Origin of the sequence: Collinsella sp. AM18-10 (assembly GCF_003471585.1) — a bacterium.
Classification (GTDB): domain Bacteria; phylum Actinomycetota; class Coriobacteriia; order Coriobacteriales; family Coriobacteriaceae; genus Collinsella.
In genome coordinates this window covers 19,831-45,167 of record NZ_QRJO01000008.1, presented here as the reverse complement: position 1 = coordinate 45,167, position 25,337 = coordinate 19,831, and the positions used below count along the sequence as shown (strand labels likewise).

Annotated in this window: 23 protein-coding genes and 1 tRNA gene; 8 read left to right on the top strand and 16 right to left on the bottom strand. The window is 58.1% G+C overall.

What is annotated here, in order from left to right:
- Positions 1-92: 92 nt before the first annotated feature.
- From DW211_RS06470 to DW211_RS06455, 4 genes are all read right to left on the bottom strand, one after another.
- Positions 93-1,544: an LlaJI family restriction endonuclease gene (locus DW211_RS06470; RefSeq protein ID WP_118259913.1), complete on the bottom strand. Its 1,452-nt coding sequence runs from the start codon at positions 1,542-1,544 to the stop codon at positions 93-95.
- A gap of 3 nt (positions 1,545-1,547) precedes the next feature.
- Positions 1,548-3,356 (bottom strand): McrB family protein, encoded by a 1,809-nt coding sequence (locus DW211_RS06465; protein ID WP_118259911.1) that lies wholly within the window; start codon positions 3,354-3,356, stop codon positions 1,548-1,550.
- Positions 3,349-4,572 carry a DNA cytosine methyltransferase gene (locus tag DW211_RS06460; protein WP_118259909.1) on the bottom strand — a complete coding sequence of 408 codons (1,224 nt, stop codon included), beginning with the start codon at positions 4,570-4,572 and terminating at the stop codon, positions 3,349-3,351. The genes DW211_RS06465 and DW211_RS06460 overlap by 8 nt, the downstream gene beginning before the upstream one ends.
- Positions 4,573-5,141: 569 nt before the next feature.
- Complete coding sequence (locus DW211_RS06455; RefSeq protein ID WP_117766994.1) at positions 5,142-5,579, bottom strand: hypothetical protein; 438 nt, start codon at positions 5,577-5,579, stop codon at positions 5,142-5,144.
- A 633-nt stretch (positions 5,580-6,212) separates the two neighbouring features.
- Here DW211_RS06455 and DW211_RS06445 point away from each other — a divergent pair.
- Positions 6,213-6,947 carry a hypothetical protein gene (locus tag DW211_RS06445; RefSeq protein ID WP_118259906.1) on the top strand — a complete coding sequence of 245 codons (735 nt, stop codon included), beginning with the start codon at positions 6,213-6,215 and terminating at the stop codon, positions 6,945-6,947.
- A 164-nt stretch (positions 6,948-7,111) separates the two neighbouring features.
- On the opposite strand, the gene DW211_RS06440 is transcribed toward DW211_RS06445, so the two are convergent.
- The 4 genes from DW211_RS06440 to DW211_RS06425 all read right to left on the bottom strand — a co-directional run bounded on the left by DW211_RS06440 (position 7,112) and on the right by DW211_RS06425 (position 11,171).
- A complete protein-coding gene (locus DW211_RS06440; RefSeq protein WP_118259904.1) occupies positions 7,112-7,939 on the bottom strand; it encodes a hypothetical protein in 828 nt (275 codons plus the stop codon).
- Positions 7,940-8,013: 74 nt separating this feature from the next.
- Positions 8,014-8,616 (bottom strand): ClpP family protease, encoded by a 603-nt coding sequence (locus DW211_RS06435; RefSeq protein ID WP_118259902.1) that lies wholly within the window; start codon positions 8,614-8,616, stop codon positions 8,014-8,016.
- Positions 8,617-8,730: 114 nt separating this feature from the next.
- Complete coding sequence (locus tag DW211_RS06430; protein ID WP_158568502.1) at positions 8,731-10,215, bottom strand: VirD4-like conjugal transfer protein, CD1115 family; 1,485 nt, start codon at positions 10,213-10,215, stop codon at positions 8,731-8,733.
- 38 nt (positions 10,216-10,253) lie between these two features.
- Positions 10,254-11,171 carry a hypothetical protein gene (locus tag DW211_RS06425; protein WP_118259898.1) on the bottom strand — a complete coding sequence of 306 codons (918 nt, stop codon included), beginning with the start codon at positions 11,169-11,171 and terminating at the stop codon, positions 10,254-10,256.
- A 290-nt stretch (positions 11,172-11,461) separates the two neighbouring features.
- On the opposite strand from DW211_RS06425, the gene DW211_RS06420 reads away from it, so the two are divergent.
- From DW211_RS06420 to DW211_RS06405, 4 genes are all read left to right on the top strand, one after another.
- A complete protein-coding gene (locus DW211_RS06420) occupies positions 11,462-12,898 on the top strand; it encodes a hypothetical protein (protein ID WP_118259896.1) in 1,437 nt (478 codons plus the stop codon).
- 483 nt (positions 12,899-13,381) lie between these two features.
- Positions 13,382-13,924 carry a DUF4342 domain-containing protein gene (locus DW211_RS06415; protein WP_089573575.1) on the top strand — a complete coding sequence of 181 codons (543 nt, stop codon included), beginning with the start codon at positions 13,382-13,384 and terminating at the stop codon, positions 13,922-13,924.
- Between the two features lie 18 nt (positions 13,925-13,942).
- On the top strand, positions 13,943-14,728 hold the full coding sequence (locus DW211_RS06410) for a response regulator transcription factor (RefSeq protein WP_118259894.1): 786 nt from the start codon (positions 13,943-13,945) through the stop codon (positions 14,726-14,728).
- Positions 14,712-16,007: a cell wall metabolism sensor histidine kinase WalK gene (locus DW211_RS06405; RefSeq protein ID WP_118259892.1), complete on the top strand. Its 1,296-nt coding sequence runs from the start codon at positions 14,712-14,714 to the stop codon at positions 16,005-16,007. The genes DW211_RS06410 and DW211_RS06405 overlap by 17 nt, the downstream gene beginning before the upstream one ends.
- Before the next feature lie 74 nt (positions 16,008-16,081).
- Here DW211_RS06405 and DW211_RS06400 read toward each other — a convergent pair whose 3' ends face one another.
- Both DW211_RS06400 and DW211_RS06395 read right to left on the bottom strand, forming a co-directional pair.
- A complete protein-coding gene (locus DW211_RS06400) occupies positions 16,082-16,456 on the bottom strand; it encodes a VOC family protein (RefSeq protein ID WP_118259891.1) in 375 nt (124 codons plus the stop codon).
- Positions 16,457-16,467: 11 nt separating this feature from the next.
- Entirely contained in the window at positions 16,468-16,755 is a 288-nt protein-coding gene (locus DW211_RS06395) for a PTS sugar transporter subunit IIB (RefSeq protein WP_117640417.1), read from the bottom strand.
- A 163-nt stretch (positions 16,756-16,918) separates the two neighbouring features.
- Between DW211_RS06395 and DW211_RS06390 the strand changes: the two genes are divergently transcribed.
- The 3 genes from DW211_RS06390 (at position 16,919) to DW211_RS06380 (ending at position 19,432) form a co-directional block, all read left to right on the top strand.
- Complete coding sequence (locus DW211_RS06390) at positions 16,919-17,542, top strand: hypothetical protein (protein ID WP_118259889.1); 624 nt, start codon at positions 16,919-16,921, stop codon at positions 17,540-17,542.
- Positions 17,543-17,573: 31 nt separating this feature from the next.
- Positions 17,574-17,658 (top strand) — tRNA-Leu (locus tag DW211_RS06385).
- A 472-nt stretch (positions 17,659-18,130) separates the two neighbouring features.
- Positions 18,131-19,432: an ATP-binding protein gene (locus tag DW211_RS06380; protein WP_089573580.1), complete on the top strand. Its 1,302-nt coding sequence runs from the start codon at positions 18,131-18,133 to the stop codon at positions 19,430-19,432.
- 154 nt (positions 19,433-19,586) lie between these two features.
- Here the strand turns inward: DW211_RS06380 and DW211_RS06375 are convergent, their stop codons facing one another.
- The 6 genes from DW211_RS06375 to larC all read right to left on the bottom strand — a co-directional run bounded on the left by DW211_RS06375 (position 19,587) and on the right by larC (position 25,015).
- The gene (locus DW211_RS06375; RefSeq protein WP_118259888.1) at positions 19,587-20,588 is read right to left on the bottom strand and encodes a hypothetical protein; all 1,002 of its coding nucleotides are present in this window, start codon (positions 20,586-20,588) and stop codon (positions 19,587-19,589) included.
- A gap of 28 nt (positions 20,589-20,616) precedes the next feature.
- Positions 20,617-21,375, bottom strand: coding sequence for a septum formation initiator family protein (locus tag DW211_RS10305; protein WP_233540580.1), 759 nt, complete (start codon positions 21,373-21,375; stop codon positions 20,617-20,619).
- 195 nt (positions 21,376-21,570) lie between these two features.
- The gene (gene eno / locus DW211_RS06365; RefSeq protein ID WP_089573582.1) at positions 21,571-22,860 is read right to left on the bottom strand and encodes a phosphopyruvate hydratase; all 1,290 of its coding nucleotides are present in this window, start codon (positions 22,858-22,860) and stop codon (positions 21,571-21,573) included.
- A gap of 185 nt (positions 22,861-23,045) precedes the next feature.
- The gene (mazG, locus tag DW211_RS06360; RefSeq protein WP_089573583.1) at positions 23,046-23,906 is read right to left on the bottom strand and encodes a nucleoside triphosphate pyrophosphohydrolase; all 861 of its coding nucleotides are present in this window, start codon (positions 23,904-23,906) and stop codon (positions 23,046-23,048) included.
- A gap of 2 nt (positions 23,907-23,908) precedes the next feature.
- Positions 23,909-24,457 carry a phosphodiesterase gene (yfcE, locus tag DW211_RS06355; RefSeq protein WP_117640918.1) on the bottom strand — a complete coding sequence of 183 codons (549 nt, stop codon included), beginning with the start codon at positions 24,455-24,457 and terminating at the stop codon, positions 23,909-23,911.
- 72 nt (positions 24,458-24,529) lie between these two features.
- Entirely contained in the window at positions 24,530-25,015 is a 486-nt protein-coding gene (larC, locus tag DW211_RS06350; protein ID WP_089573585.1) for a nickel insertion protein, read from the bottom strand.
- Positions 25,016-25,337: the final 322 nt, after the last annotated feature.

Here is a 25,337-nt window from a genome sequence, read left to right as displayed (position 1 = left end):
TATAGTCCGCGTTCGTTACCCAGTCTGGTTTAGGATCGAAAGAACCGACTCCCCCTAGCCACAGTTGCCAGTTAACCGACTTGGCTTTCCCGCTAGCAAGTACCCTCAAATGCAAGTAGTCGGCAAGTATTCAATATCTCTCCGCGAAGATACGCCTCGAACACGACCTCCGCCGGCAACATTAACATGTTAATGAAATTGTTGAGCGGCTTATCTTCCTCCGCAATCACGCCCGGAAACGACACCCTCGCCATCAGCTCGGGCCTATCAACGGTCCCCGGCACTAGAAACGCGTTCACCACCCGGTCGAACCCGCAAGCCTCGATAAACTCCCGGTATGCACTCTGGTACAAGAACTGCTTGGCCACCGACTCCAGCCCCGGCTGGTGCTCCATCTTGCCATTTGCACTCGGCACATAGTACTTCGCGTCACAGATACAGAACAGCCGCTCGCCATCGGGTCCATTTGCAATGGCAATGGCATCAGGGATGAGCGTATCGGTACCTTCGGGCTCAGCAAACCCATCGCCGCGCCAGCGCTCCCACAGGGGCCGTGGAATTATCTCGATCAACTTCTTCCGACTATCAGCCGCCCACTTACCCTCAAGCGTAAGCCCGAGCGCGCCCAGCCGCTTACCAAGCGCATCGCCGAGAGCCGTTTTGCAGGCCTCTTCCCACAGGTGGTAAAAGCTCGTTGTCCCCAGTGCCTGGACCTCATCACTGCGTACCTCGCTCTCACGCAGCAGCAGGTAGCGCTCAAGCAAATCGAGCGTTAAGAGCTTCCAGTCCAAGAACTGGGCCGCACGCTCGCGCTCCAGACGCCAACCTAGCATCTCAACATCGCCGAAAGTCTCGATGTCCTCGTCCGAAAGACACACCTCATCGAGCGAAAGCAGTTTGTCGATACCCACTTCCCCGAACTTACGCGAGCACTCGGTCAGCACGGCGCGATGCAGCCGCGTGATGAAGTCAGAGTCATCGCGATACGTCTTGCGCGTCTCGTACTCCATGTATATCGGTCGACAGTTCGAGAGAACGGGCAAGTGTCCGTCAATTGTACGGTTCCAGTCAATACTCCCGTTACCGTTGAGTTCGCGATCTTCCACGTAGTTCGAGTACTCACCGTACTCGCCGTACAGCTCCAACAGCGCCAGCATTACGGACAACTTGTCGCTAGTGCCCTCATCGGTGTCTTCCAAACTCGTCAGCACCGCGATGCCCGCATCACGCTTGAGAACTCGCATTATCAACCTGAGCTCATCAATAACAGGTATCCGGTCGTGGAAGTACTTGGGATAGACAATAATCACCGCGCCTTCGGTCATCACCAGGCCCACGAAGCGAAACTGATAGACTTCAGAGGGAGCGGCGTTCTCCACATCGGCTTCCTCGGGATCGGCTTTCTTTCCCGTCCGGTACCGCACAATACCGCGCGCCATCATGTCGCCAACGAGGGTCTTTGCCCTCGCAACCGTACATCCCAGCACGTCAGCAAGCCAAGTAAGAGAAAAGGGCCTTAGCTCGCGGACCATCACCGATTTCATTGCCTATTCCTCGGTCTCTTCTTCAGATTCGGCAGCAACACCCTCCGACGGCTCGCCAGCGACAACATCGGCGAGCTCGATGCCCTTGAAAATGGCAACTCCATCGCGGTCGAACTGTTTACACAGCTCGAAATAGGTCGCCGTCTCATCGCTGAAAAGCCGTCCGCGCTTCAACTTCCCAACGTCCTCACATAAATAGAGAAGAACCTTGTCCTTGAACACATCGCTGAATCGATCATTGAGGTCATTGGGCGAGATGAAGAAGGGGCCCAAGAACTTATCCTCATTGATCCTGAGGTCCTTCATCAGTCCGTTGATCTTGCGGCGCAGCTTATCCCAAACGATTTGAGAATCGGTGCCGTTTACCGTAATCGTCACCTCTATCTCGGATATCTTCTTCCCGTCTTCGAGAGGCTTGCCGGCCCCAGCATCGATGTCAATATACTTGAAGTTCCAACGCCGCTTAAATGCGGTGTCCATCGGAAACACCCCTTGGTCGGCGCTGTTCATGGTCGCCCAGATGTACATGTTGGGCGGTAGGGAGAGCTCCTCGCAGGCTATCTCCCTAAAGTCATCGAAGTCCATATCGGGGTCGTAATACCCCTCGATAGCGTCTCGAACATCGGCATCGTCTTTGAGCGCATTGAGATAGCTGCCGATGCAGCCAGCCATCTCCTTCGGCGCTGCAACTGGGAAAACACTGTTCCCGCTCTTGTCGCGGTCAAGCAGCTGGAACACGTCACCGAAGACAGCGGCGGGGTTCGCGCGGTTGATTTCTTCAATTAGCAGGACGAAGTTGTCATAGGGGTGCGCTATTGCCTCGAGGTAAGTCTTCAGGAATGGACCCTCAACGAACTCGTAGGATATCTCCTTACTGCCAGGTTCACTATATGGTTTAAAACATCCCACGAACTGCGAGTACGTATAGTCCGGATAGAAGGTCACTCGCCGAATGTTTTTCTTGGCAAAGCCATCCCTGACAAGCTTATTCAGTTGATAGGACTTTCCTGTACCAGGAGCACCAAAGTAAATCAAATTGCGAGGCAAGCCCGCCACTTTTTCGAGAAGTTCAGAACTGTTTTTTACTAGATTCGCCCTGTCTGGTTCGGAATGAGTGCTGTTCGGTTCGCCCACCGGAAAGTACTCCCCAATCATCGCCCAATCAATACGCGGCTTAACATTTGAAAAAACATCATCGTCAATGCCAATATCATCTGGGGACGGCGCACCCTCTTTCCAGAGAGCGTTTATCAAATTGCCAGTATAGCTTTGGCCAAGAGCGTCCTTAAGGGCCTCCGCAAAAGAGGAGTCATCTTTGAAGGCGGAGTTGCGTTCAACCCACACGGCAAACGCAGTTTTCATTTCCTTTGATGGAAGATAGGCGTCCAAATGCTCATAACAAATTGAATCAGCAAGAAGCACCTTCTTGGAAATAGCAAAAAGATAGCTTTTTGCCCCGCTGGGGTAAAGCTCGGGGTCTTCGCGGGTTGCGCGCTCGGAACGTTGAACAGCTCCTGCGCTAATGAAATTTGAATGGATTCGGGCAGAATCTTTGTCCTTTTTCGGCTTTTTGCCGGTAAAGCCATCAATGTGGTCAGGGACTTCCCCATCTTCAAGTCCGCCAACTTTATGGGCGAAAGAAACAAATGTGTCCTCATCGGAATCGGTATCGCAGTCTCTACCGAACTTGTGAGCATAGTTGTCAAGGGCGAACATATATTGCAGCGCGCTAAAATGCGTCCCAGCTGAAAGCTCTGTGTTTAGTAGGGAGAACGCTGCCATAATTGCATCGATTGAGAAGTATTTACTCACCGTCAGCCTCCAGGAGCTTGTTCGTCAGGGCTTTGGCAATGACCCAGCCAAGCACCGGCGGCACAGCATTGCCGATAACCTTATAACGTGACTGCAAGGGAATCTTGCTGAAATCGTAAGAATCCGGGAAGGACTGGATTCGCGCAATCTCGCCAACTGTATAGCGGCGGTTCTCAACGGGATGAGTGATGCCGCAATTCTCCGGCTGCGCTGAGGCCGTAATCGTACCGTTAATCTCGCCAAAAGCGAACCTGCGGAAAAACTTAGGGGCGTGGTAGCGTTTTGGATCATCGGCAATCTTCTTAAACCTGGGCTTAAGAAGTTCGTAGGGAATATCCTTCCACGACCGGCCCTCAAAGACCACCTCGGGGAGATCGCCAATGGTCATGTCTTCGGTAAAATACTTAAAAGCCTTATCGCCATGAGCGCAGGGACCGATCTGCTCAATCATGGCCTGAGTGGCATCGGTATACGACCAGAAATCCCCATTTTCGTGTTCAACCGAGGGATTTTGAAGGATGGACCCCAGGAGCAACTTCTCAGGCCGCCCAGCAGAAACGGAAGGCAGCTGCTCTGAGTCGACAACGCGATCCATCTCATCGAAATCAAACGTTTTGTTCAGAGAACTATCTATGCCGATAATCAAGAGTCGGAACCTGTTCTGGGGCACACCATAGTTACTCGCCTTCACAAGCCGGTGACAGACGTTGTAGCCAAGTATCCTCATGCGGTTCTCAATCTCAGCAATGACGGGAGTTCCGTCATCCATCTTAGAAGACATGATTCCGCGCACGTTCTCAAAGACGAATGCCCTGGGCTTCTTGCCTGCATTAATTTTCCCCTTTAGGATGCGCTCACATTCCTCAAAAAGGGTTCCACGGTTGTATTTATCGTTTACGCCACCGCGAAGGCCGGCATTGGAAAAGGGCTGGCAAGGGAAGCCGGCAAGGAGAATATCGTAATCCGGTATCTCGTCAAGCTCAACCTGGCGAATATCCTTCTCGATGCAATTAGCGGCGGCATCGTAATTCGGGATGTTCTCATTAAAACAGGTCACGGCATCGCGATCGAAATCGTTGGCATAGACTACTTCAGTGGCCAAACGAGCAAAATGCTTGCCTTGGAAATCAAACCCCCCGGCGAAACCGAGGTCAAGACCACCGCATCCCGCAAAGAGAGAGGCGATGCGATAAGGCTTTGTCTGACGAGTCTCCACGATGTCTATCTCATTTCAATCAGTAATAGCAACATTCTACAAACACAAGACTTTACCATTCAAAAAAGCAGAGCTTTTTAATTCGCCTTATTTCTAGAAATCCACCTCTCACCTCCGAATGGCAGTTACTACCGTTGTTACCAACCGTGGGCCGCACCACCCGCGCTCACGCCCCGCGCGCCTCAGCCAGAGTCGCTAGCCCCCAATCGCGCGTGCCTAAGCAGCGCGAAGCAGCAGACGGTCGCCTGCGTGCTTCAGCAACTGTTGATGCTCGCTTTGAAGTAGTCCGAAGAGCGCGGATCCGACGGTGCGGTGTTGAGCTGCAGCCTCACCCTCACGCTCGTGACGGTGAGGCTCAAGTACAAGGTGGATTGCGAGTGGGACAAGATGATGTATCTAGATATGTCTAAACTGGAGAGAGGAAGGACGAGCTAAAGGGAAAGACTCAGTGCTAAAAGAGTACGGGGCCGAGGCCGAATAAACCAATTTGCGAAAGAATGCCGACGGTGCCCCCTATGCCTATGGGCAGCGACACGCGTTTCTTACCTCTGTCTTTCGATTTCGTGCAACTATGGCTGAAGCGTCTTTATGTGCTCCAATGCACACAACAGCACGGTCCGATTTCGCTCAAAGCAAAACCGAAACCATGCATATATTCCCAAGACAATCAGGAATAGCGCCCCGAAAATTCCGGCAGAAAGTGGATTGCTGGCTATCAGCGCAGACAAATATCCTCCGGCCATAAGAGAGACAATGATGCCGATCAGGCTAAGGACCCAGCTCGTATAATGCGTCTCAGCAACCGCCCGTTCGATTATTTTGCATTTCTTTTTCAGGCTGATGTCCTCGTCAGCTCCAGCGAGAGAAAAGTCCATTCCTGAAATTAAATCGAATAATTCAGCCTCACTGTATCCGCTTTTCTTGAATCTTTTAATGAAGAAACCTCCTGGTCCAGGACCATAGATAGGACGGTTTACACGAAACAGTTCCTTATAGACGATTTCCATTGCCAACTCCTTAATGCACAGATTCCATTTGCGCTATCTTTCTACCATTCCGTCCGGACAGATTTTTATCGAATTGCCGGGAGCCATTCACAAGGACATCCCGTTTAGCAAGTCCTCGTCAACTTGTTCATTGCACTTCTCGTACCCACGCTTAAGCTTCTTCCCAAGCTCCGCAGCGCAGCACTTCGTTTCCTCGGCAAACAGGCCATCGATGGCCCTGTCGATTCGCAAGCGGGATTTGAAATGCTCGTTTTTCCAGGCAGGTCGAGCCCCAAGCTTGCATCTCAATAGTCACCGAGCCTTACGCTGATTACCTCCTCGGGATGTGACCATCATGGCGAACACCTTCAATCGTCACCTCCCCATCGCAGCCCCCATCGCCCCCCCTCAAGATACTCACGCAAGACCTCTTGCTCGCGCATACGATTCAGCACGCTAACGTATGTCGTAGCCAAAAGGCGGTGGCCATTCGGATCACTTCTCAGTGAACGTCAGCGGGCCCTATGGGGAAGGGGCGCATAACCACAGTGCCGGAGACAATCGGCAGCGGCGTCCGGGTCGACCGCATCGCCGAGAATCTAATGTCCGGGCGATGGAATAGAATCCGGTTGAGGACTAGAGAAAGGCAACGCCATGGATGAGAACAACATCAAGCCCCAAGATGAGCGGGATCAGGACCCCGGCTTCATTCCCGATGGAAACGGCGGCGACGCAACGCCCCTGAAGCGGAAAGCCGCCATCGTCGCGGCGGTCGCGCTCGTCGTTGCGGGGCTCGGGCTCGGCGGCGCATGGGCGGCCGGCGCCTTCGCCCCCAAGCCCGAGGCTGCCGAGGCCAACGGCACGCCCGCGGGGGACGACGGCAAGGACGTGGCGGACGAGGTCGCCGACAACTCCTCCAAGGTACCTGCCGCCGACAAGGAGAAGGCGGAGGACGCCGCGGCCGATGGTACCGTGAGAGCTGAGGATGCGGCGAAGCCGTCGACGGGCTCGGACTCCTCGCCGTCCAAGTCGGAATCAAAGCCCTCTTCCGGCTCTACCAACAAGCACAACCATGAGCATGCATGGCAGGCTCAGTACCGCACTGAACCGGTATACACCACCGAAACCTACACCGTTGTCGACCAGAAGGCGTGGGACGAACAGGTTCGTAGCGGCAGCCATTTCCTGTTCTCGGACGGCCACATTTGCTATGACGGTATGGAAGCAATGAATTATCAGTTTGATACAGGCTGTTCTTATTCTGTAGTGGATGACTACAAGACAGTCCACCATGAGGCGATTACGCATCAGGAGACGCGTCAGGTAGAGGCCGGAACCAAACAAGTCCTCACGGGTTACCGTTGCTCCGGGTGCGGCGCCGCGAAATAGCCCGTAGCCGTGCATCCCATGCGCGATTTCAACGCGAGTCCAGGCTCAGAGGCACCCCGCCCCATGCGCCCGTTCTGTCGATCCCAACAGGGCCCCATGGCAGGCCCCGTGCGATTCGGCCGCTGCCTTCAAAGGCGAGGGGGGGGGGCATTCGCCGCCCATTCTCATTCGTCGGGAAATAGTTGACACAACGGCACCTCCCCGCGCTTCTCATACCCTCGCTCAAGCTTCTTCCCAAGCTCCGCAGCGCAGCGCTTCGTTTCCTCGGCAAACAGGTCATCGATAGCCCTGTCGATTCGCGTGTAGGTCTGCCGATGCTCGTCCTTCCAGGGCAGGTCGAGTCCCAAACTCACATCCCAATAGCCGCCGAGCTTTGCGTCGATTACTTCCTCGGGGTACAGTACATCGCGGCGAACGCCTTCAATCGCCTCGTCCTCGTCCATATCACAGGCTGCATCGCCCTCCTCAAGGCACTTGCGCAGTTCCTTTTGCGCCCAGATGCTGTTCAGCACGCGGGCGCACACCACAGCCAAAAAGCGATAACGTTCGCATAGATCCCACTCGCCGCCGAGCCATACGCGATAGCCCAGCATCTCGCTCGCGGACTCATCATCCATCAAAATCAATTCCCACGGACGCACACTGTCGAGCAAATCCTTCCCTAGCCCTTGCACGCCGGCGCGCGTAAAGACGCATGCCTCCACGTCGTAATAGCCAAAGCCGCGGCCTGCACCACGACGATTGATGACGTGCTTGGGCAGCAGGACGATCTTGTCGCTGGGCTCGGGGTCAATCTTGCGCAGCTTCTTGAGCTTGCGGCGGGCGCGCTTTAGGCCGTGCTCGCTATCGCCACAGCCGCAACCGCCTGCCTTGCCGGCGTATCGCAGGGCGACCTCACGCGCCAGGATCTTATTGTCTGCCGCGCACAGCAGGTCGCTCACGGTAGGCAGGTCTTCCCACTCAATGCCATCAACATCCCAAATTCTGCTCATGTTCAACCTCTTTCTGGCTGTGAATTTTCACGCTCGATCGTCCTGCTCTACATGCTCAAAAGGCATGCGCCCCGCTAGAGCGCCTTCTTACTCGGAGCAATCACCTCGTCCACCAGGCCTAGCTCCAGGGCGCGCTTGGCGTTGCACCAGCAGTCGCGCTCGGTGAGCTCGTGGAACTCCTGCGCGCTCAGGTTGCCATGCTCGGCCAGCAGCTCGTCCAGCTCGGCGCGCATGGCCGCGGTGTGCTGGGCCACAATCTCGATATCGGTCTGTTGCGCCATGCCCGTGCCGCCCATCAGCTGGTGGATGAGCACTTGCGTGTGGCGGTACACCTGGCGGTGGTCGCCGCAGGCCAGGATCACTGCGGCCATCGAGGCCACGACGCCCTCGCCCACCGTGATTACGGGGCAATCGAGCGACTGCATGGTGTCGATGAGCGCCAGCCCCGCCGTAACGCTACCGCCCGGGCTGTTGATGATGAGGGTGATGGGCTCGTGGGCGTCCTGATGTTCCAGCACCAGCATGGACTTAATAAGGCCGTTGCAGGTCACATCGTTGACCTCGCCCTCTAGCAACAGCACGCGGCTGTTGAGCAGCTCACTTGCCATATCGACAGCGGCAACGCGGCCGTCCTTGGACTTCTTGATAATGCTGGGTTCACGATACATAACGGGCATGGCAATTCCCTTCTAAACAAAATCGGTAAGGAGGCAAAACGGGGCCGTACGGCTAGCGGCCAATGGTAGCCGTGCGGCCAAACAAGCAAGATGGAGCGCGCAAAGCTGCAAGGACTAGTCCCTCAGCCACTTGGCCGCATTGGGATGGTCGGCGCAAAAATACTTCTTGGCACGGAAAGGGCGCATGCCGGTCACTTTGACCAGGCAGTCGGTGCGCGGCATAAGCCCCACCTCGCCCGGAGTTATCACGCAACCGCGCACATCGACGGCAGTGCGCTCGGCACCCACATAGTTGGTGCCCAAAACCGACTCGCCACACAGCTCACTTATGTAGTTCTGCGTCGCGATGTTGCTGCCACCGCCCATGTAGATCAAGCTGTCGCAGTTATCCAGGATGGTATGCGCTGTGGTTTCGCCATACACACCATCGAGCTGGCTCAACGATTGCGCGCACATCAAAAAGCTCATGCCACGGCTGCGCACGGTCGCAATACTCCGTTCAAAATCGGGGATGCGGCCCACATTGGGAAACTCATCCAGAACAAACTGCACGCGGCGCTGCAAATGCCCACTGGGACTGGCATCGGCGCGGCGCTGGGCCAGGTTAAACAGCTGCTTGAGGGCAACGTTGGCGAGCCACGCATTGGACGAGTCGTTGTCACTCACCTTAAGATCGATCACGCGCTTGCCCTCATCGATACGGTCGAGGCGCATCTCATCTTTCTCAAAGACGCGCATGAGCTGGGGAGTCTTAAGCCGCGAGATGGTCGCATTGAGCGTGATCAGAATGCTCTTAAGCGTCCTATCGGCTGCTCCGCGAAAATCGCGATACTGCTCAACGCCATACAGGTCCGCGTTCGCCGACTCGTACTTGTCAAGAAATTCCTTGGACTCCACCTGCTCCACAAGGTAGTCCAACGGGAAGCGGCCCTCGCCATCTCCCGTGACCTTGATGAGCGCCGCCAGCTTAAAGACGTTGTTCATTTTGAGGTAGCAGCGCGGAGCCTCAGGATCCCCGCCCGACGCAAATGTGCCGGCAAGGCGCTCCAAGAGGAACAGGATTCCAATAATCGCTCGAAGTAGCAGATCACTCGCATTGTCCCAAAACGGATCGTCCCTAAAGCTACGCCTGCCAGGATCGACCCCCTCCATGATTGACGCCACTGTGGTTGGGATGTCCTCGACATCCATCACGTAGCGCAAAGGATCGTACCCGGACGACTGCTCGGGATTGATAGTGTCGAGAACCGTTACCTCGTAGCCGTCCTCTTCGAAGCCCTTCCCCGTACGGCGCAGCAGTTCGCCTTTGGTGTCCGTGACCACATAGCAGCACTCGTGGTGATTAAGCAGGTTGGGCAAAACGAAACTCGCCGTTTTGCCGCTGCCAGTACCGCCAAAGACAAATACATTGTTGGACACGCTTGTCTCCCAATGCTTGTCGCCCTCGTAAAAAGCCACCGTGGCACCTTGGGCCAAGATCACATCGCGCTGCTCGTCGCCGGATGACAGCGTCTGCATTTCCTCCTTGGTAGCCCACTTCTTGGTTTGATACTCCGTTTGCTGCGCGGCCTCGTAGCCGTACATCTTAATGACCGACATGTCACGGCCCCTTTCTTGTCGATGGTTCTGCGTAGTTGCTAGGAAATACGGTCGATGCCTTCGCCCTCCTTGGGGCTTGTCGCGCATGGCAACTTGACCGCGCCGTCAATCAGTCGCTCGGCCTGCGCCACATAGCTCTCGCGCGCCACGGTTGAGACCGTCCCGTCGCGCAGGTACGCAAGCAACGACTCGATCATCAGCTTGTCGAGCAGGTCGTATCCCTTGGCCTGAGCGTAGTTGAGGGTGTAGCGGTCCCGAAGCCTCTGTACCTTGGTTGCCAAATCGGTTTCCATCTTTTCCTCCCTGTAATAAAAGTTCTGTCGATTGTCCGAAAGCGCCTCAAACGGGCGTTTGACACATAGCTCGAAGTTGAAACGCGAACTCGCATCGAATACGCGTTGCTGAATCACGCGGTAACGTTCGAAAAACATGACGGCATCGTCTTCGTCCGCCGTAAATCCATGCGATCCATCGCGATGCACGTGGTCGCTGGGTCTTTTGTAGTCGATGCTTCGCACAAAGCGAGACGGAATGCGTCCCCCTTTTTCGGACGAGTACTTCATACCTGTCGAAACCTGCTCAAACATGAGCACGCCGCTCGATTTAAAGCGCGGATTGCTTCCGTGCCGAAACAGGCTAATTAAGATGGCCATGCAGCGCATGCAGTTATCGCGCTGGGGAAAGTACAGCGACAGCAAAGCGAGCGCCGCCGCGGCCAAAAGCTCGCGAGCCTCGTGCACATCGTCTCGATACTGCTCGGGCACCAGCCCGGGAATATCGGGTGAATGCTTTTCCAGTACGCCAACAAGCGCCTTAGCAAGGCGTTCAACGTTCTCCTCACCGCAGTACGGATACGGAAACGGCTTCTCCGCCTTCACGTTCTTTTCGCACATGCCACGGAGGTCTTCGTCGAGCGTGTTGAGGAATACCTCATAAATGTTGTCTTCGTTCTTCATGGATGCTTCTTCCTGTCCGGTTGCAAATGTTTGTCGGTAAGTTTGTTCTAAGTTTTAGAATGTTCTGAGGCATAGGTAGTAGTTATTGACCTAACCTGCTGCTTCGTAAGTGAAATTGCCCTGCTCGATAGCGCAGTTTGCCTAAAGGCTGTATAGCGGTTGTATCAAGCAGTTAATATTGAGTTGGTTTTGGATTGCTTCGAGGATAGCACAGTGCGCTGTTCTCGTCATTAGAAATTTTCAAATTATTCTGCTAATATATAACCCACTAAGAAGAAAGGTCTCTATACATGCGTGAAACCACATCATTGCCGCGCCTCACTGCCGCCGCCCTCTCGCGCGCGCTCAACCTGGAACAAGACAGCCGTCTACTCACCGTCCGTCTGCCTGGCGCCATTGGCTGCGAGGCGCTTCGCGAATGCTTCAGCCTGAACGGCAACGGAGTGCCCAACATTTGCGAGCTCGAGCCCGGCAAGCAGGACGCCGGCAATGACGATACGGCGCCGGTGTTTATCGATGCATTGGGTTATTACCGCACGGACAAACGCGACATCGAAAAAGATTGCATGTCCTTGATTGATTACCTAGAGCCCGGCTACCTCGATTTTTGCGACTGGGGTCCCTTTATTTGGTGCCTGTATGCGCTCGCTCTTTCAGATCGCACCCGCGCAGCCGTAGTGCTGCCCGCCAACCTACTTGATAAAGCCGAGCAGGCACGCACAATCCTGATACGCGAAGGACTCATCGAGAGCATCGTTTATTTGCCACTTTCTGAGCCCAGGCCCTACATGACGAGCGCACTTCTCATATTGTCTTCAGGAAATCGCAGCGTTTCATTTCGCAGCGCAATCGAATCCAGACCGCGTTTTCGATATGTAACCGAAACATCGTATTACTCAGATGTCACCTTTACTATCTCTCATGACTGGGCCCGCATTGATACCAATACGCCCAGATCGACGTCCATCGAAACGTCCACTTTTGCGACGCGCGAGCTACTCCTGCATCGTGCGGCTCTCTCAAAAAGCAAAATCAGCCTTATCAGTCTCACCATAAACTTCAGTGCCAAGCTCGGTGACGCCTATACGCGAGTAGCACCATTTATGCCACGCGAGAGCACCACATCGAACGACATTGATGCAATCGAGGTACGACGTATCTCATCTCAAGATTTTCAGGACGGCAACCTTCTACCCGCAGACGCTGTAGAGAGTGCAAATGGTTCGGATTCAAAAATCGTAAAGGTGGACCCCAGCGTTCTCGATCGCTACGAGCTCCGCGCTGGAGACATCGTCATGCCACGCATGCTGGGTCGCTACGGCGCGTCCAACCTGCTTGTCGTCAGCGCCAATGACGCAAAGCAGCACCTGGTTGCTTCACATAACACCACCGTCATTCGCCCGTCATTCGAAACGATGACCGAAGAGGAGCGCGTGGTGTTTTCGGAGATAATCGTTGGATACCTTACAGAAGGCCATGGGGCACAGCTAATTCAAGCATTAACCGAAGCAGCCGACATCCGCGCCATCCGCCCGACCGACCTGTTCGAAATCGAAGTCCCGCCGGCGCTCGATCCGCGCACGCGCGAGTACAGCGAATCTATCAATCGCTTTGCCGAGGTCGTAAAGGCGAAGAAGCAAGCCGAAGCCGCTGTCGCCCAAGCGCAGCGCAACCTCGCAGCGGCAAAAAAGACCATCACCGAGGTGGTCGACCAAATCTGCGGGTAGCACATAGGCAGCGGCAACGCCCCAATCCGGAGACAGGCCCAACCCCTGCCACCGGCTTGCTGCCGGCCCACCATCCCCCGCTATCCAGGTCTAATACTTTTCCCGGAAAGTGAACGCCTGTTTTTGGACCCCCGAAGCATCCGCATTTTTCAGTGGCAAAATCGCATGATTCCAGCATCAAAACCGCAGGAAACGACGTGCTTAAAGTGTCGATGCTTCGGGGGTCCGATTTAGCTCGTACGCTTCTCGGGAAAAGTATTAGACCTCACCGCCAGTCGTTAATAATGACCCCCAATCACTCACCCATACACACGCAAAAACTCATCCAACATTAATCTTGGCTCAAGAATCGCTTAATCTATAACCTGCACTATAGAGTTCGACCAAGGGCGGGGCGGCGCCGCGCAACGCAGGCCGCCGAACGCAACGCTCGCGCCCGGGCAGATCGCCTGGCGTCGCGCCCATCGAACGAAAGGACAGGTCATGGACGACCTCGAAAAAGTTGAAACCATCCGCACCAAGTGCAACGTGAGCTACACCGATGCCAAGGCCGCGCTCGACGCCGCCGACGGCAACGTCCTGGACGCCATCATTTGGCTCGAGTCGCAGGGCAAGACCCAGACTACGTCGGCGCACGCCGCCACCGAGTCCGCGCCGGTCGACGAGCCCTCGGCCGAGATGGTCGCCGCGCAGGCCGCCTACGAGAAGTCGAGCGAAAAGACCGACTTCTCCAAGAAGATGGACAGCGTGTGGGAGTACCTCAAAAAGCTCTTCCGCCTGAGCCTGGACACCAAGTTTATCGCCACGCGCCGCGATGCGATCATCCTCAACATCCCCATCCTGATCCCCATCGTCGCGCTGTTTGCCTGGGGCGCCACGATATGGCTGATGCTGATTGGCCTGTTCTTTGGCATGCGCTACCGCATCGACAGCGACGGCGACGTGCCTGGCAGCATCAACAACCTTATGGACAGCGCTGCCAACGCCGCGGACGACATCAAGCAAAATCTCAACGACGACAAGTAATCGCAGACGGGGGTACGCATGGCACGGATCCTGATCGTAGAGGACGAGGAGAAAATCGCCCGCTTTGTGACGCTCGAGCTGGAGCACGAGGGCTACCAGGTGGAGCACGCCGCCGACGGCCGCACCGCCGTGGACCTGGCGCTGGAGCGCAACTACGATCTGATTCTGCTCGATGTGCTGTTGCCGCAGCTCAACGGCATGGAAGTCCTGCGGCGTGTCCGCAAGCACAAGGACGTGCCGGTGATCATGGTCACCGCGCGCGATGCCGTGATGGATAAGGTTGCCGGGCTCGATGCCGGTGCCGATGATTACTTGACCAAGCCGTTTGCGATTGAGGAACTGTTCGCACGGATCCGCGTGGCGTTGAAGCGCTCGGAGGCCGTGCGGGCGGCTTCGGGCGTTGGCGGCGCCGGCGCCGGGACGGGCATGGCGGCCGGTGCGGGCGGAGACGCCGCTGCGATACCCCCGGTCAGCGACTCGGCCCAAGCTTCCGCCTTGCCCTCCCCCGCCACGCTCACCGTGGGTTCGGTCGCGCTCGACCCCGACCGCCGCGAAGTCACGGTCGGCGGCTCGCCCATCGCGCTCACGGCCCGCGAGTTCGATGTCCTCGCCCTGCTTATGGCGCATGCCGAGACCGTGCTCACGCGCGAGCGCATCGCGCACGAGGCGCTTGGCTACGAATACGTGGGCGACACCAACAACGTCGACGTGCACATCGCGCACCTGCGTGCCAAGATCGAAGACGCCGGCGGCGCCCGCATCATCCAAACCGTGCGCGGGGTGGGCTATGTCTGCCGTGCGTAACGCCGAGGCCAAGCGCGTCACCTCCATCGCCCGCGCCATCAACTGGGGCTATATGTGGCGCCGCCTGATGAGCTACGTCTGGCTCGATCTGCTGCTGATGGTGATTGCGGCGGCGATCCTCGTCTATGGATACAACCAGATGCTGCCCGACGGCGCGTTTACCGCAGGATGGATCCCCGGCGTCGCCGTTCACGGCATGTCGCTGGCGCCTGCGCGCGGCTGGGACCTGACAACGCTCACCTATACCGTCGCGCTTGCGCGTACCACCAAGACTTTCCCCCTCGCGCAGGACCTCGTCGCGTTATGGCCTCTCTACCTTGTCGTTGTGGGTTGGCAGGTCATCAGCGTGCTCGACATGCTCGGCGGCGCCCGCCGCGTGCGCCGCACCATGGCACCGCTCAACGATCTGGCCCTGCGCGTGGACGAGCTCGGCCGCATGCAGCTCTCCGGCGGCAAGATGGAAACACTGGAGCAGGCCATCGAACGCGCAAGCGTCGACTCGCCGAGCGTCACCACCGGCGACGCCGACCTGGCAAGCATCGAGGTTGCGCTCAACCGCCTGCTGCGCCAGATGCAAGAGGCCAAGCTGCAGCAGATGCGCTTTGTCAACGATGCGAGCCACGAGCTGCGCACGCCCATCGCGGTGATTCAGGGCTACGTAAACATGCTCGACCGCTGGGGCAAAGACGACCCGAACGTGCTGGCGGAGTCCATCGCCTCGCTCAAGGCCGAAAGCGAGCACATGCAAGAGCTTGTGGAGCAGCTGCTGTTTTTGGCGCGCGGCGATGCCGGACGCACGGTTCTGCGGCGTGCGGATACCAACCTGGCCGCACTGGTCAGCGAGGTATGCGAGGAGTCACAGATGATCGATACCGAGCACACGTATCGGCTGGCTTTTGACGCCTTGCTTGCCAGCGACCCGCGCTGCGACGCGCCCGTCGACGTGGCGCTCGTGAAGCAGGCTCTGCGCGTGATTGTACAAAACGCCGCCAAGTATTCGGACGCGGGAACGGCCATCACCTTTGGCGTAGCGCCGGATACGGGCACGGGCGCGATCGACATAAGTGTTGAGGACGAGGGTATCGGCATGAACCAGGAATCCGCAGCTCACGCGTTTGAACGGTTCTACCGCGCCGACAACGCACGCGATGCCGGCGCGCAGGGCTCGGGCCTGGGGCTTGCCATTGCCAAGTGGATTGTCGATAGCCATGGCGGCGTCATCGGCGTAACCTCGGTCGAAGGCGTCGGCAGCCGCTTTACGATTCGCCTGCCACGGTAGGAAGCCCCTCGGCGTAAAAAAGGGATAAGGCCACGCGGCCCTATCCCTTTTTGCTAGCTATGACAGCTTGTGCGCTACTCGCGGCACAGGTGCACGGCGAAGCCGGCGAACTCGCGCTTAAAGTACACGAGCTTGGTGCTGCCGTCGGGCAGTAGCGCGCGCGACTCCTCGTTGACCTTGAGCCCGCGCTCGGCAAACCACTTCTCGGCCGCATCGATGTCGTTGACGGCAAAGCCGATGTGGCCCTTGGTGCCACGACCGTTCTGCTTCATGATCTCGACCAGCGAATCGTTAAAGTACGAAACGGGGGTCTCGATGACGGGCAGGCCCATCATCGTCGAGAACAGCTCCGCAATCTCCAAGGCGTCTGCCGGGTCGGCGGCGTTAATGCCCACATGGGCAACGCGCATACCAAAGAGCTCGACCGGATTGGCGTTCTGCTCACTCATGCAGTCAGCGCCTACTGAGCCATGACGTCAAGAACGGCCTTCTCGGCAGCGACGCGGTTCATGCCGGTCATGAAGGGCACGCCGCTCACGTACGGGCAGGTGAGGCCCTCGGGGGCAACGGTGGTGGCGATCAGCAGGTCGGCGCCCTCGTCGCAAGCGTCCTTGGCCTCGGAGATGGCGCACTGCACGATCTCGTACTTGTCGGCATAACCGTTGGCGTCGAGCAGGGTGGCGACCTTCTGGGCAACGAGCGTGGAAGTAGCAGCGCCAGCACCGCAAGCCAAAACGATTTTCTTCATAGGTAATGTCTCCCTTCATGGTTTACTTTAGGTAAGTGTACCGCAGCGAGCGATGGCACTCGGCCTCGATGAGCTTTTATGCCAGTTTGCTTGCGCGCTGCGTATAATACATCCAGTACGTGTTGTCATACCGCTCGCTTTATGAGCGACTAAGGACCCTAATATGCCCGATTCCCGCACACTCTGGACCGCCGTCGTTATCATCTGTATCGCCGTGTCGGTGTTCTTTAGCATCAAAAAACGCACCACGTTTAAGCGCCTGCAGCAGTTGATGGCTGCCAAACAGTGGGACGAGTTCGATCGTTTGCTCGACGGCAAACTCACCAGCATGCTGTACCCGCGCTACAACCGCGACTACCTGCGCTTGAACTCCTATCTGTTGCGCGAGGACCACGAACACGCCAACGAGATGTTCGACCTGTTGCTGGGACTCAACCTGCCCAAGATGCAGCGCGTCGACCTGGTGATCAAGGCCTTTAACTACTATGTTGGCCAGGAGGACCGCAAAAAGTCCAAAGAGCTGTTGCACGAGATCAAGGGCTTTGAGGGCGGTCAAGCCGAGGCGGTTGCACACGAGTGTCAGCTGATGTACGACACGATGATCCTCAAGCGCCACAACGACATTCCCGAGCTGGAGCGCATGCTCGAGGATGTCGGCGACGACCCGGTCAAGCGCTGCCGCCTGGAGTACCTGCTGGCCCTGCAATACCAGAACAAGGGCGACGAAGCCAAGTTCCAGGAGTTCCTGGAGAAGTCGGGCCAACACTCGATGGCCGTCAACGCGTAACGGACGGCTTGTGCTAGACTTCTAGTCTCACGGGGGCGTGGCGGAATTGGCATACGCAGGAGACTTAAAATCTCTCGCCGCAAGGATTGTGGGTTCGAGTCCCACCGCCCCTACCATTGGCTTTTACGGGCCCGTATCTCCCAGGGATGCGGGCCCGTTTCTTTTGCACGCCGGTGGGGCTCGAACCCGCGAGGGGGCGAGCGTTAAGCAAACGCGGAGCGTTTGTAGCGAGCCGGCGAGGGCGCCGGCAGGCGACCGAGGCCGGTGCGTATTTGCTGCGCAAATTCGCAGACGTCCCACCGCCCCTACCATTTGGCTTTTACGGGCCCGTGCCCCCTGGGGATGCGGGCTCGTTTCTTCTGGATGCCGTTAAGCCTCTAAGTTGCGATGGAATAGTTCCTGTTTTGGCAGTTTATCAGCCCATTTAGGAACTATTTCTCCGCAACTTAGATTGGCATTCCCACATTTTTCGATGGAAAAATGTGGTTGTCTCACACATTTTCCGATGGAAAAACGTGGTTGTCTCGCACATTTTCCAAAGGAAACGCCCAAATGGCCTTATACTAGCCGAGAGGGTTGGGAGGCAATATGCAACGACAGCTTATGAGTGAACTTATCGCTTGGAAATCAAGGGCGAATCGCAAACCTCTCTTGCTTAAGGGAGCCCGCCAGACAGGAAAGACTTGGCTTCTTAACGAATTCGCAAGCCAGCAGTATCGAAACGTCATTCGTTTTGACTTTATGCTCGAGCCGAGCACACGCTCGCTGTTCGATGGGGACCTCGACCCCAAGCGCATCATCTCCCAGATAGAGCTCCTACGTGGCCAAACCGTAACGCCGACAGACACGCTCATCATCTTCGACGAGATCCAAGAGGCGCCACGCGGGATCACCTCGCTCAAGTACTTCAACGAGCTTGCACCCGAATACCACATCGTAGCAGCCGGTTCCTATATGGGCCTCGCGCTCCGACGCGAAAACGAGTCATTTCCCGTCGGCAAAATCGACCAGCTCACCATGCGTCCCATGGGGTTTGCCGAGTTCGTTCGCGCCGTCGACGGCAACCCGCTCGCCGACGCCATCCTTGCCGCAGACATGAACCTTCTAGCAAACGTCACCGAAAAGCTCGTGCACTTGCTCAAGGAATACCTTGTTGTCGGTGGTATGCCCGAAGTTGTCTCCGCTTTCGCCGAGACACGCGACTTCATTGAAGCCCGAAGGCTTCAGCAGCAAATCATCGAGGCTTACGAATCCGATTTTGGCAAACATGCACCCGCCCGCATCGTCGAGCGCATGAGGTTGGTTTGGAAATCCCTTCCCGGCCAGCTTGCCAAGGAGAACAAGAAGTTTGTCTATGGCGCCCTTCGCCCTGGAGCGCGCGCACGCGATTTTGAGGAAAGCCTCCAGTGGCTCACGGACTACGGAATCGTTCATAAGGTGCCACGTGTTTCCGCTCTAAAGGCACCGCTCTCGAGCTACGAAGACCTCTCGGGCTTCAAACTGTTCTGCATCGACACCGGCATCCTCGGAGCGCTCTCCGGTCTCTCTCCGGCCATCGTTCTTAACGGATCCGCTGTTTTTACCGAGTTCAAAGGTTCGCTGACCGAACAATACGTCGCGCAGGAGCTTTTGCTCCAGGACAAAACTCCCGTGTATTGGTCCTCTACCTCTGGCAATGCCGAAACCGACTTTGCCATCGACCATGCGGGAACCGTGCTTCCGCTTGAGGTCAAGGCGGCAGAGAACCTTAAAGCGAAGAGTCTGAAAATAGCCTGCGAAAAATTCAAACTCGAGCGTTGCGTGAGGAGCTCTCTGGCGGCATATAGAGACGAGGACACGCTCGTCAATATTCCGCTTTGGGAAATTGGGCAAATCGACAAACTGGCATAAAGGCTGCGGAGGCGCTCAGCAAGGACTGTCCCCAGGTGCCGGCAGAAAAAAACGTCCCTAGGTGCCGGCTGTTGAGTTGCGGTGGAATAGGGACTGGTTGGGGCCCGAAAGGGCGATTTTAGTCCGCATTTCACCGCAACTTATGAGGGAATGGTTAAAGGGTGCTGAGGCTCGGGGTCCAGCCGATGGTGGGTAGCTCGCCGTCGAGAACCTCGTTAATGGTGGCGGCCATGCCGGCAAGCAGGCTGTTCTCGCTTACGGTGAGCGTGTCGTAGCCGCCGGCTCGCATAAGCTCGCGAATCACCACGGCACCAGCCAAGATCACGCCCGCGCGTTTGGGCTGTACACCCGGTAGCGCGGCGATGCCTTCCGCGTCCAACACAGACATGCGCTCGATAGCGGCCGAGACCTGCTCCAGCGACAGCTCGCGTAGGTGCACAAAGCTCGAATCGTACGGTTCCAGCTCGTGGACCAGAGCCACCAGCGTAGTCACCGTGCCGCCCACCGCGACTAAGCGTTCGGCGCGCTCAAAGTCGACAGGCAGGCCCTCAAAATAGGCGGCGAACTGATCGCCTGCCCACGCGGCAGCGGCAGCAAGTTCGCCATCCGCGGGCGGCAACGCGGAGAAAAAGCGCTCCGTCACGCGACGGCAACCGATGTCCAGCGAGCGCGTTCCCTCCAGCGCAAAGACGCTGCGCTCCGGAGCGTATACGCCCGTCGCGAGCTCCGTGGAGCCGCCGCCCGAATCCGCGACGATGATGCGCTCGCCGGCAAAGTCGTGCGCCACGCCAAAAAATGTCAGGCGCGCCTCGACCTCGCCCGGAATCACCTGTGGTTTGAGCCCCAACTCGCGCAGGCCGTCCAGCAGCAGCGCGGCATTGGACGCATCGCGCGCGGCACTCGTGCACGTGGTGCAGACGCACACGGCCCCAAAGGCACGGGCCTCGTCCACAAACATGCGGCACGCAGCGAGCACACGCTCGACAGCTGCCTCGCAAAAGCGCCCCGTCGCGTCCACGCCCTCGCCCAAGTCGGTGATCTCGGTATGCTTGGACGATTCCACGATCGCCCCGCCCTCGACCTGCGCTAGCACTAGTCGCGACGACACCGTTCCCAAGTCGATCGCGGCCACCTTATATCGTTTGCAATTTGTCATTGCGGGCTCCCCTCCGGGCGCTACTCGCCTACTCGCCGCTGGACGCGACCGTCTGGCCTTCGACGCCGCTAAACCCAAACAGCATGTCGAGCGTCTGAATGTACCACGGCACGTCCTTGCCGACCTCTTCGATCTCTTTGGCCACTTCGCTGGCCTTCTTGGCGTTTGAGGACTTTTTGCTCGACGACGAATCCGAATCCTCGTCCAGACCCTGTACTTCAATCCTCTTTTCGCCGGGCATCACCATGCCCAGTTCCCGTGCCCGATCCTTAATGCCCTCTTCCGAGAGCCACTTGTCAGTGTCTTTTTTCATCTCGTCTCTGTATTGCTCGCGAATCTCGACCTGCTTGGCCAAGATGTCGTTCGAGCGTTTTGCAACGTACAGGTCGCGCACGGGGAAATACAGGCTCACGAGCGCCAGAGTCACCACGATACCGATAAACAGCGGACGCAGAGAGCCATGCGTAAAGTCATAGATTGCCTTGACCACCGCATTGTCGTTGGCGTAGCGCATAAAGTCCGAGCTCGAAAAACGGTTCGAGGGCCTGCTCGATTTGTCGTGTGCCTGAGTCGAGGGACGCGATGCATGCGACGAACGTGCCGGGCGCACCGGTCCATCTGCCGAAGTATTCGATTGAGCATTGGGGCGCGAGGTACTTGTCGGGCGCTGCGCGGAGCGGTCGGCACCGACGTAGGCGGACCCACCGAGCTGCACCGTGCGGGCACGGCGAGGCGACGGCTCACGCGAACCGGCGGAATAGTACCTGTTGTCGTAAATCTGATCCATGTGCGCCTTGTGCGGTTGAGGTTTGTTTGCGCTAAGTATTCTAGTTATAGCACGAGCACACGCAACGCCTTCGGCGGCCTTTGCTCGACATAAAAAAGGCGCTGAGCCATATGGCCCAGCGCCCCCAGCGCTTTGCGGCGTCCAGCCAAGGCGGGGCGGAACCGAATCAGCCTCTCCCTCGCCAAATTCGCCCGTTTAGCGAATGTTGTAGAACGCGGCCTTGCCGGCGTAGCGCGCGCTGCCCTCGAGCTCGTCCTCGATGCGGATGAGCTGGTTGTACTTGGCGATACGGTCGCTGCGGCACGGGGCGCCCGACTTGATCTGGCCGGCGTTGACGCCCACGACCAGGTCGGCAATCGTGGAGTCCTCAGTCTCGCCGGAGCGGTGGCTCACGATGCAAGCATAGCCGGCCTCCTTGGCGGTCTCGATGGCCTCGAGCGACTCGGTGAGCGTGCCGATCTGGTTGACCTTGACCAGGATCGCGTTGGCGGCACCCAGCTCGATGCCCTTCTTAAGGCGCTCGGTGTTGGTGACGAACAGGTCATCGCCCACCAGCTGCACCTTGTTGCCAATGCGACGGGTGAGCTCAACCCAGCCGTCCCAGTCCTCCTCGGCCATGCCGTCCTCGATGGAGATGATGGGATAGGTGTCGACGAGCTTCTCCCAGTAATCAACCATCTGGGCACTCGTGTACTCCACGCCCTCGCCCTTGAGCTCGTACATGCCGGTCTCGGCGTTGTAGAACTCGGTCGAGGCCGGGTCCATGGCGTACATGAAGTCGACGCCGGGCTTAAAGCCAGCCTTCTCGACGGCCTTGGTAATGTACTCGAACGGCTCGGCATTGGTCTTAAGGTTGGGCGCAAAGCCGCCCTCGTCGCCCACGCCGCCGCCCAGGCCGGCCTCGTGCAGCACGCCCTTGAGGGTGTGGTAGACCTCGGCGCACCAACGCAGGCCCTCGGCAAAGCTCGGGGCGCCCACCGGCATGATCATGAACTCCTGGAAGTCGACGTTATTGTCGGCATGCACGCCGCCGTTGAGAATGTTCATCATAGGTGTGGGCAGCAGGTGGGCGTTGACGCCACCCAGATACTGGTACAGCGAAAGACCCGCCGACTCGGCAGCGGCGCGGGCAACGGCCAGCGACACGCCCAGAATGGCGTTGGCACCGAGCTTGGTCTTGTTGGGGGTACCGTCCGCGGCGACCAGCGCGGCATCGACGGCGCGCTGGTCGAAAGCATCGAGGCCCACGACGGCGTTAGCGCACTCGTTGTTGACGTGCTCGACGGCCTGCGAAACGCCCTTGCCCAGGTAGCGGCCCTTGTCGCCATCGCGCAGCTCGCAGGCCTCAAAGGCGCCGGTCGAAGCACCCGAAGGCACCATTGCGCGGCCAAAGCTGCCGTCCTCGAGCACGACCTCGACCTCGACGGTGGGATTGCCGCGGCTGTCGAGCACCTCGCGACCGTAGACGTCCAAAATATCGCTCATGTTGTCTCCCTCTCACTTGGAAACGTAGTGGATGCAAGCGACCGGCTGACCGCGCACCGTCGGTGCGCCTCTGTAAGTTAGCCTTATCGCACTTTTTGCATTATGCCCTAAGTTAGCCAAGGGATACAATCTTTTTGAAAAATAATGGGGGCGATGAGAAAGTCCGTCCCGTCGCCCCCGCAGTCTTACTCCTCTGCCTTTGCGGCATCCCAGAGGTCATTGAGGCCGTGGGTCGAAAGCTCGGCCAGATCCACGTGGGCGTCGGCCGCCATCTGCTCCATCGCGGCCCAGCGGCGGCGGAACTTTGCCGTGCTGGCACGCAGGGCGCTCTCGGCGTCGATTCCCTCCTTGCGCGCAACGTTGACCAGGGCAAAGAGCAGGTCGCCAAACTCCATCTCGCGCTCGGGCGAGCCGGGAGCCTCGGCCTCAAACTCGGCACGCTCCTCAGCGACCTCGTCCCACACGTCCTGGACCGTCTCCCACTCAAAGCCCACGGCAGCCGCCTTGCGCGACACCTTCTGAGCCTGCATCAGCGCCGGCAGGTGCGTGGGCACGCCGTCGAGCAGACCCTCGGGCGCAGTCTCGCCTGCCGCCACGGCCTGGTCTTTGGCGGCCTTCTCGGCAAGCTTGACCTCGTCCCAAATCTTGAGCACCTCGTCGGAGCTCTCGGCATCCGCATCGCCAAACACGTGCGGGTGACGACGGATGAGCTTGGCGTCGATATCGCGCGCCACATCGGCAAGCGTAAACTCACCGGCATCCGCCGCAATCTGCGCATGCAGCACCACCTGCATGAGCACATCGCCCAGCTCCTCGCGCAGATGTGCCACGTCGTCCGCCTCAATGCAATCGAGCGCCTCGTAGGCTTCCTCGATCATGTTCTTGCCAATGCTCTGATGCGTCTGCTCGCGGTCCCACGGGCAGCCATCGGGCTGACGCAGGCGCCAGATGGTCTGCACCAGATGCTGCAGCTCGGCCGACGCGTCGACCAGCGTGGACAGGTCGCGCGAACCCTCGGCATTTTGCTGAGCCATATGCTCGGCCATGGTTACTCCTCCTCCAGGATCACGTGACGGAACGCGCCGCCCTCGTAGATGCCGTAGCTGTGCGCACCGTCCTTGGGAATGCTCACGCTGCCGGGGTTGAAGAGCCACAGGCCCGGGTGCGCGGCGCTTGCCTCGTTAACCTTGATGTGCGTGTGGCCGTAGACGAGCGCGGAGCCCTCGGGCAGCGCGGGCGCGTGGTCGACGCTGTTGTGCATGCCGGCGCCAAAGACGTGGCCGTGCGTCAGGAACAGCTCGCGACCGGTCTCGTCGAACAGCGTGGCGTAGTCCGCCATGACGGGAAAGTCGAGGACCATCTGGTCGACCTCGGCGTCGCAGTTGCCGCGCACCGCGATGATGCGGTCGGCCAGGGCGTTGAGCAGCGGAATCACACGCTTGGGGGCGTAGTCGCGCGGCAGGTCGTTGCGCGGGCCGTGGTAGAGCAGGTCACCCAGCAGCACGATGCGGTCGGGCTGCTCGGATTCGATGGCGGCGACCAGGCGCTCGGTCCAGTATGCCGAGCCGTGGATGTCGGAGGCGATGAGGTATTTCATGGGGAGTCCTTTCGGGTGGGGTTGATGGGGGCTGAATACGGGGTCCGGCGGATGTGGAGCCCATCTACCGTGCTACTCGAATCGTAGCGCCGCGCTCTGAGCCGCCTGCATCACGCGTTGGAGTGGCACGCCATGTTCGCGGGCAAGACGGGCGCAATCCTCGTACTCGGGAGCCGCGCGCTCGCTGCCGTCTGGCAGGGTCGCCACCTTAACGGACACCTCGCCCCAAGGCGTCGCTACCTGCTCAAAACGACGCGGCAGGCAAACGCGTTCCATCACCTGGCGACGAACGGCGTTGGTCGTGGTTTCCAAAAAGATAATCGTCTGCAGGCGTTCGATATCCTCATGCGAGCAGATCACCTGCAGCTGCCAGCCGGGGCGGCCTTTTTTGCAGTAGAGGGGCAGCCAGTGCACCTCGCGGGCGCCTGCCTCGCGCAGGCGGTCGGCGGCATAGGCGAGTACCTCGGGCGACGCATCATCGATGTCGCACTCCAGCTTGACGATGGTTTCGGGCGCATCGGTCTCGCGGGACAGCGGAGATGTACTTCCACGTTGCATACGGTCCGGATCCTTTCCGCACGGGCTCGTTTTATTCACCCAAACGCTAGCACATCGAACGTGGCACAGGCGTGACTTTCGTCCGTCGTCGCCCTTGCCCCTATCCAAACATGTACGTCAGCCTCCAAACATGTCATTTTTTGTCGGTTTTGGAGGCTGACGTACACGTTTTGGAGCGGGCCGCACACGATCAAAATTGCGCCCGCATTCCGTCCACCACAAAGTTCGCCGCACTCAACAATTTTGAACTTTCTACGCAGTTCATCGGCCAAAAAATAACCCTCGGCATACTTATCCGCTGCACGATGCTACTCTAGTTGCA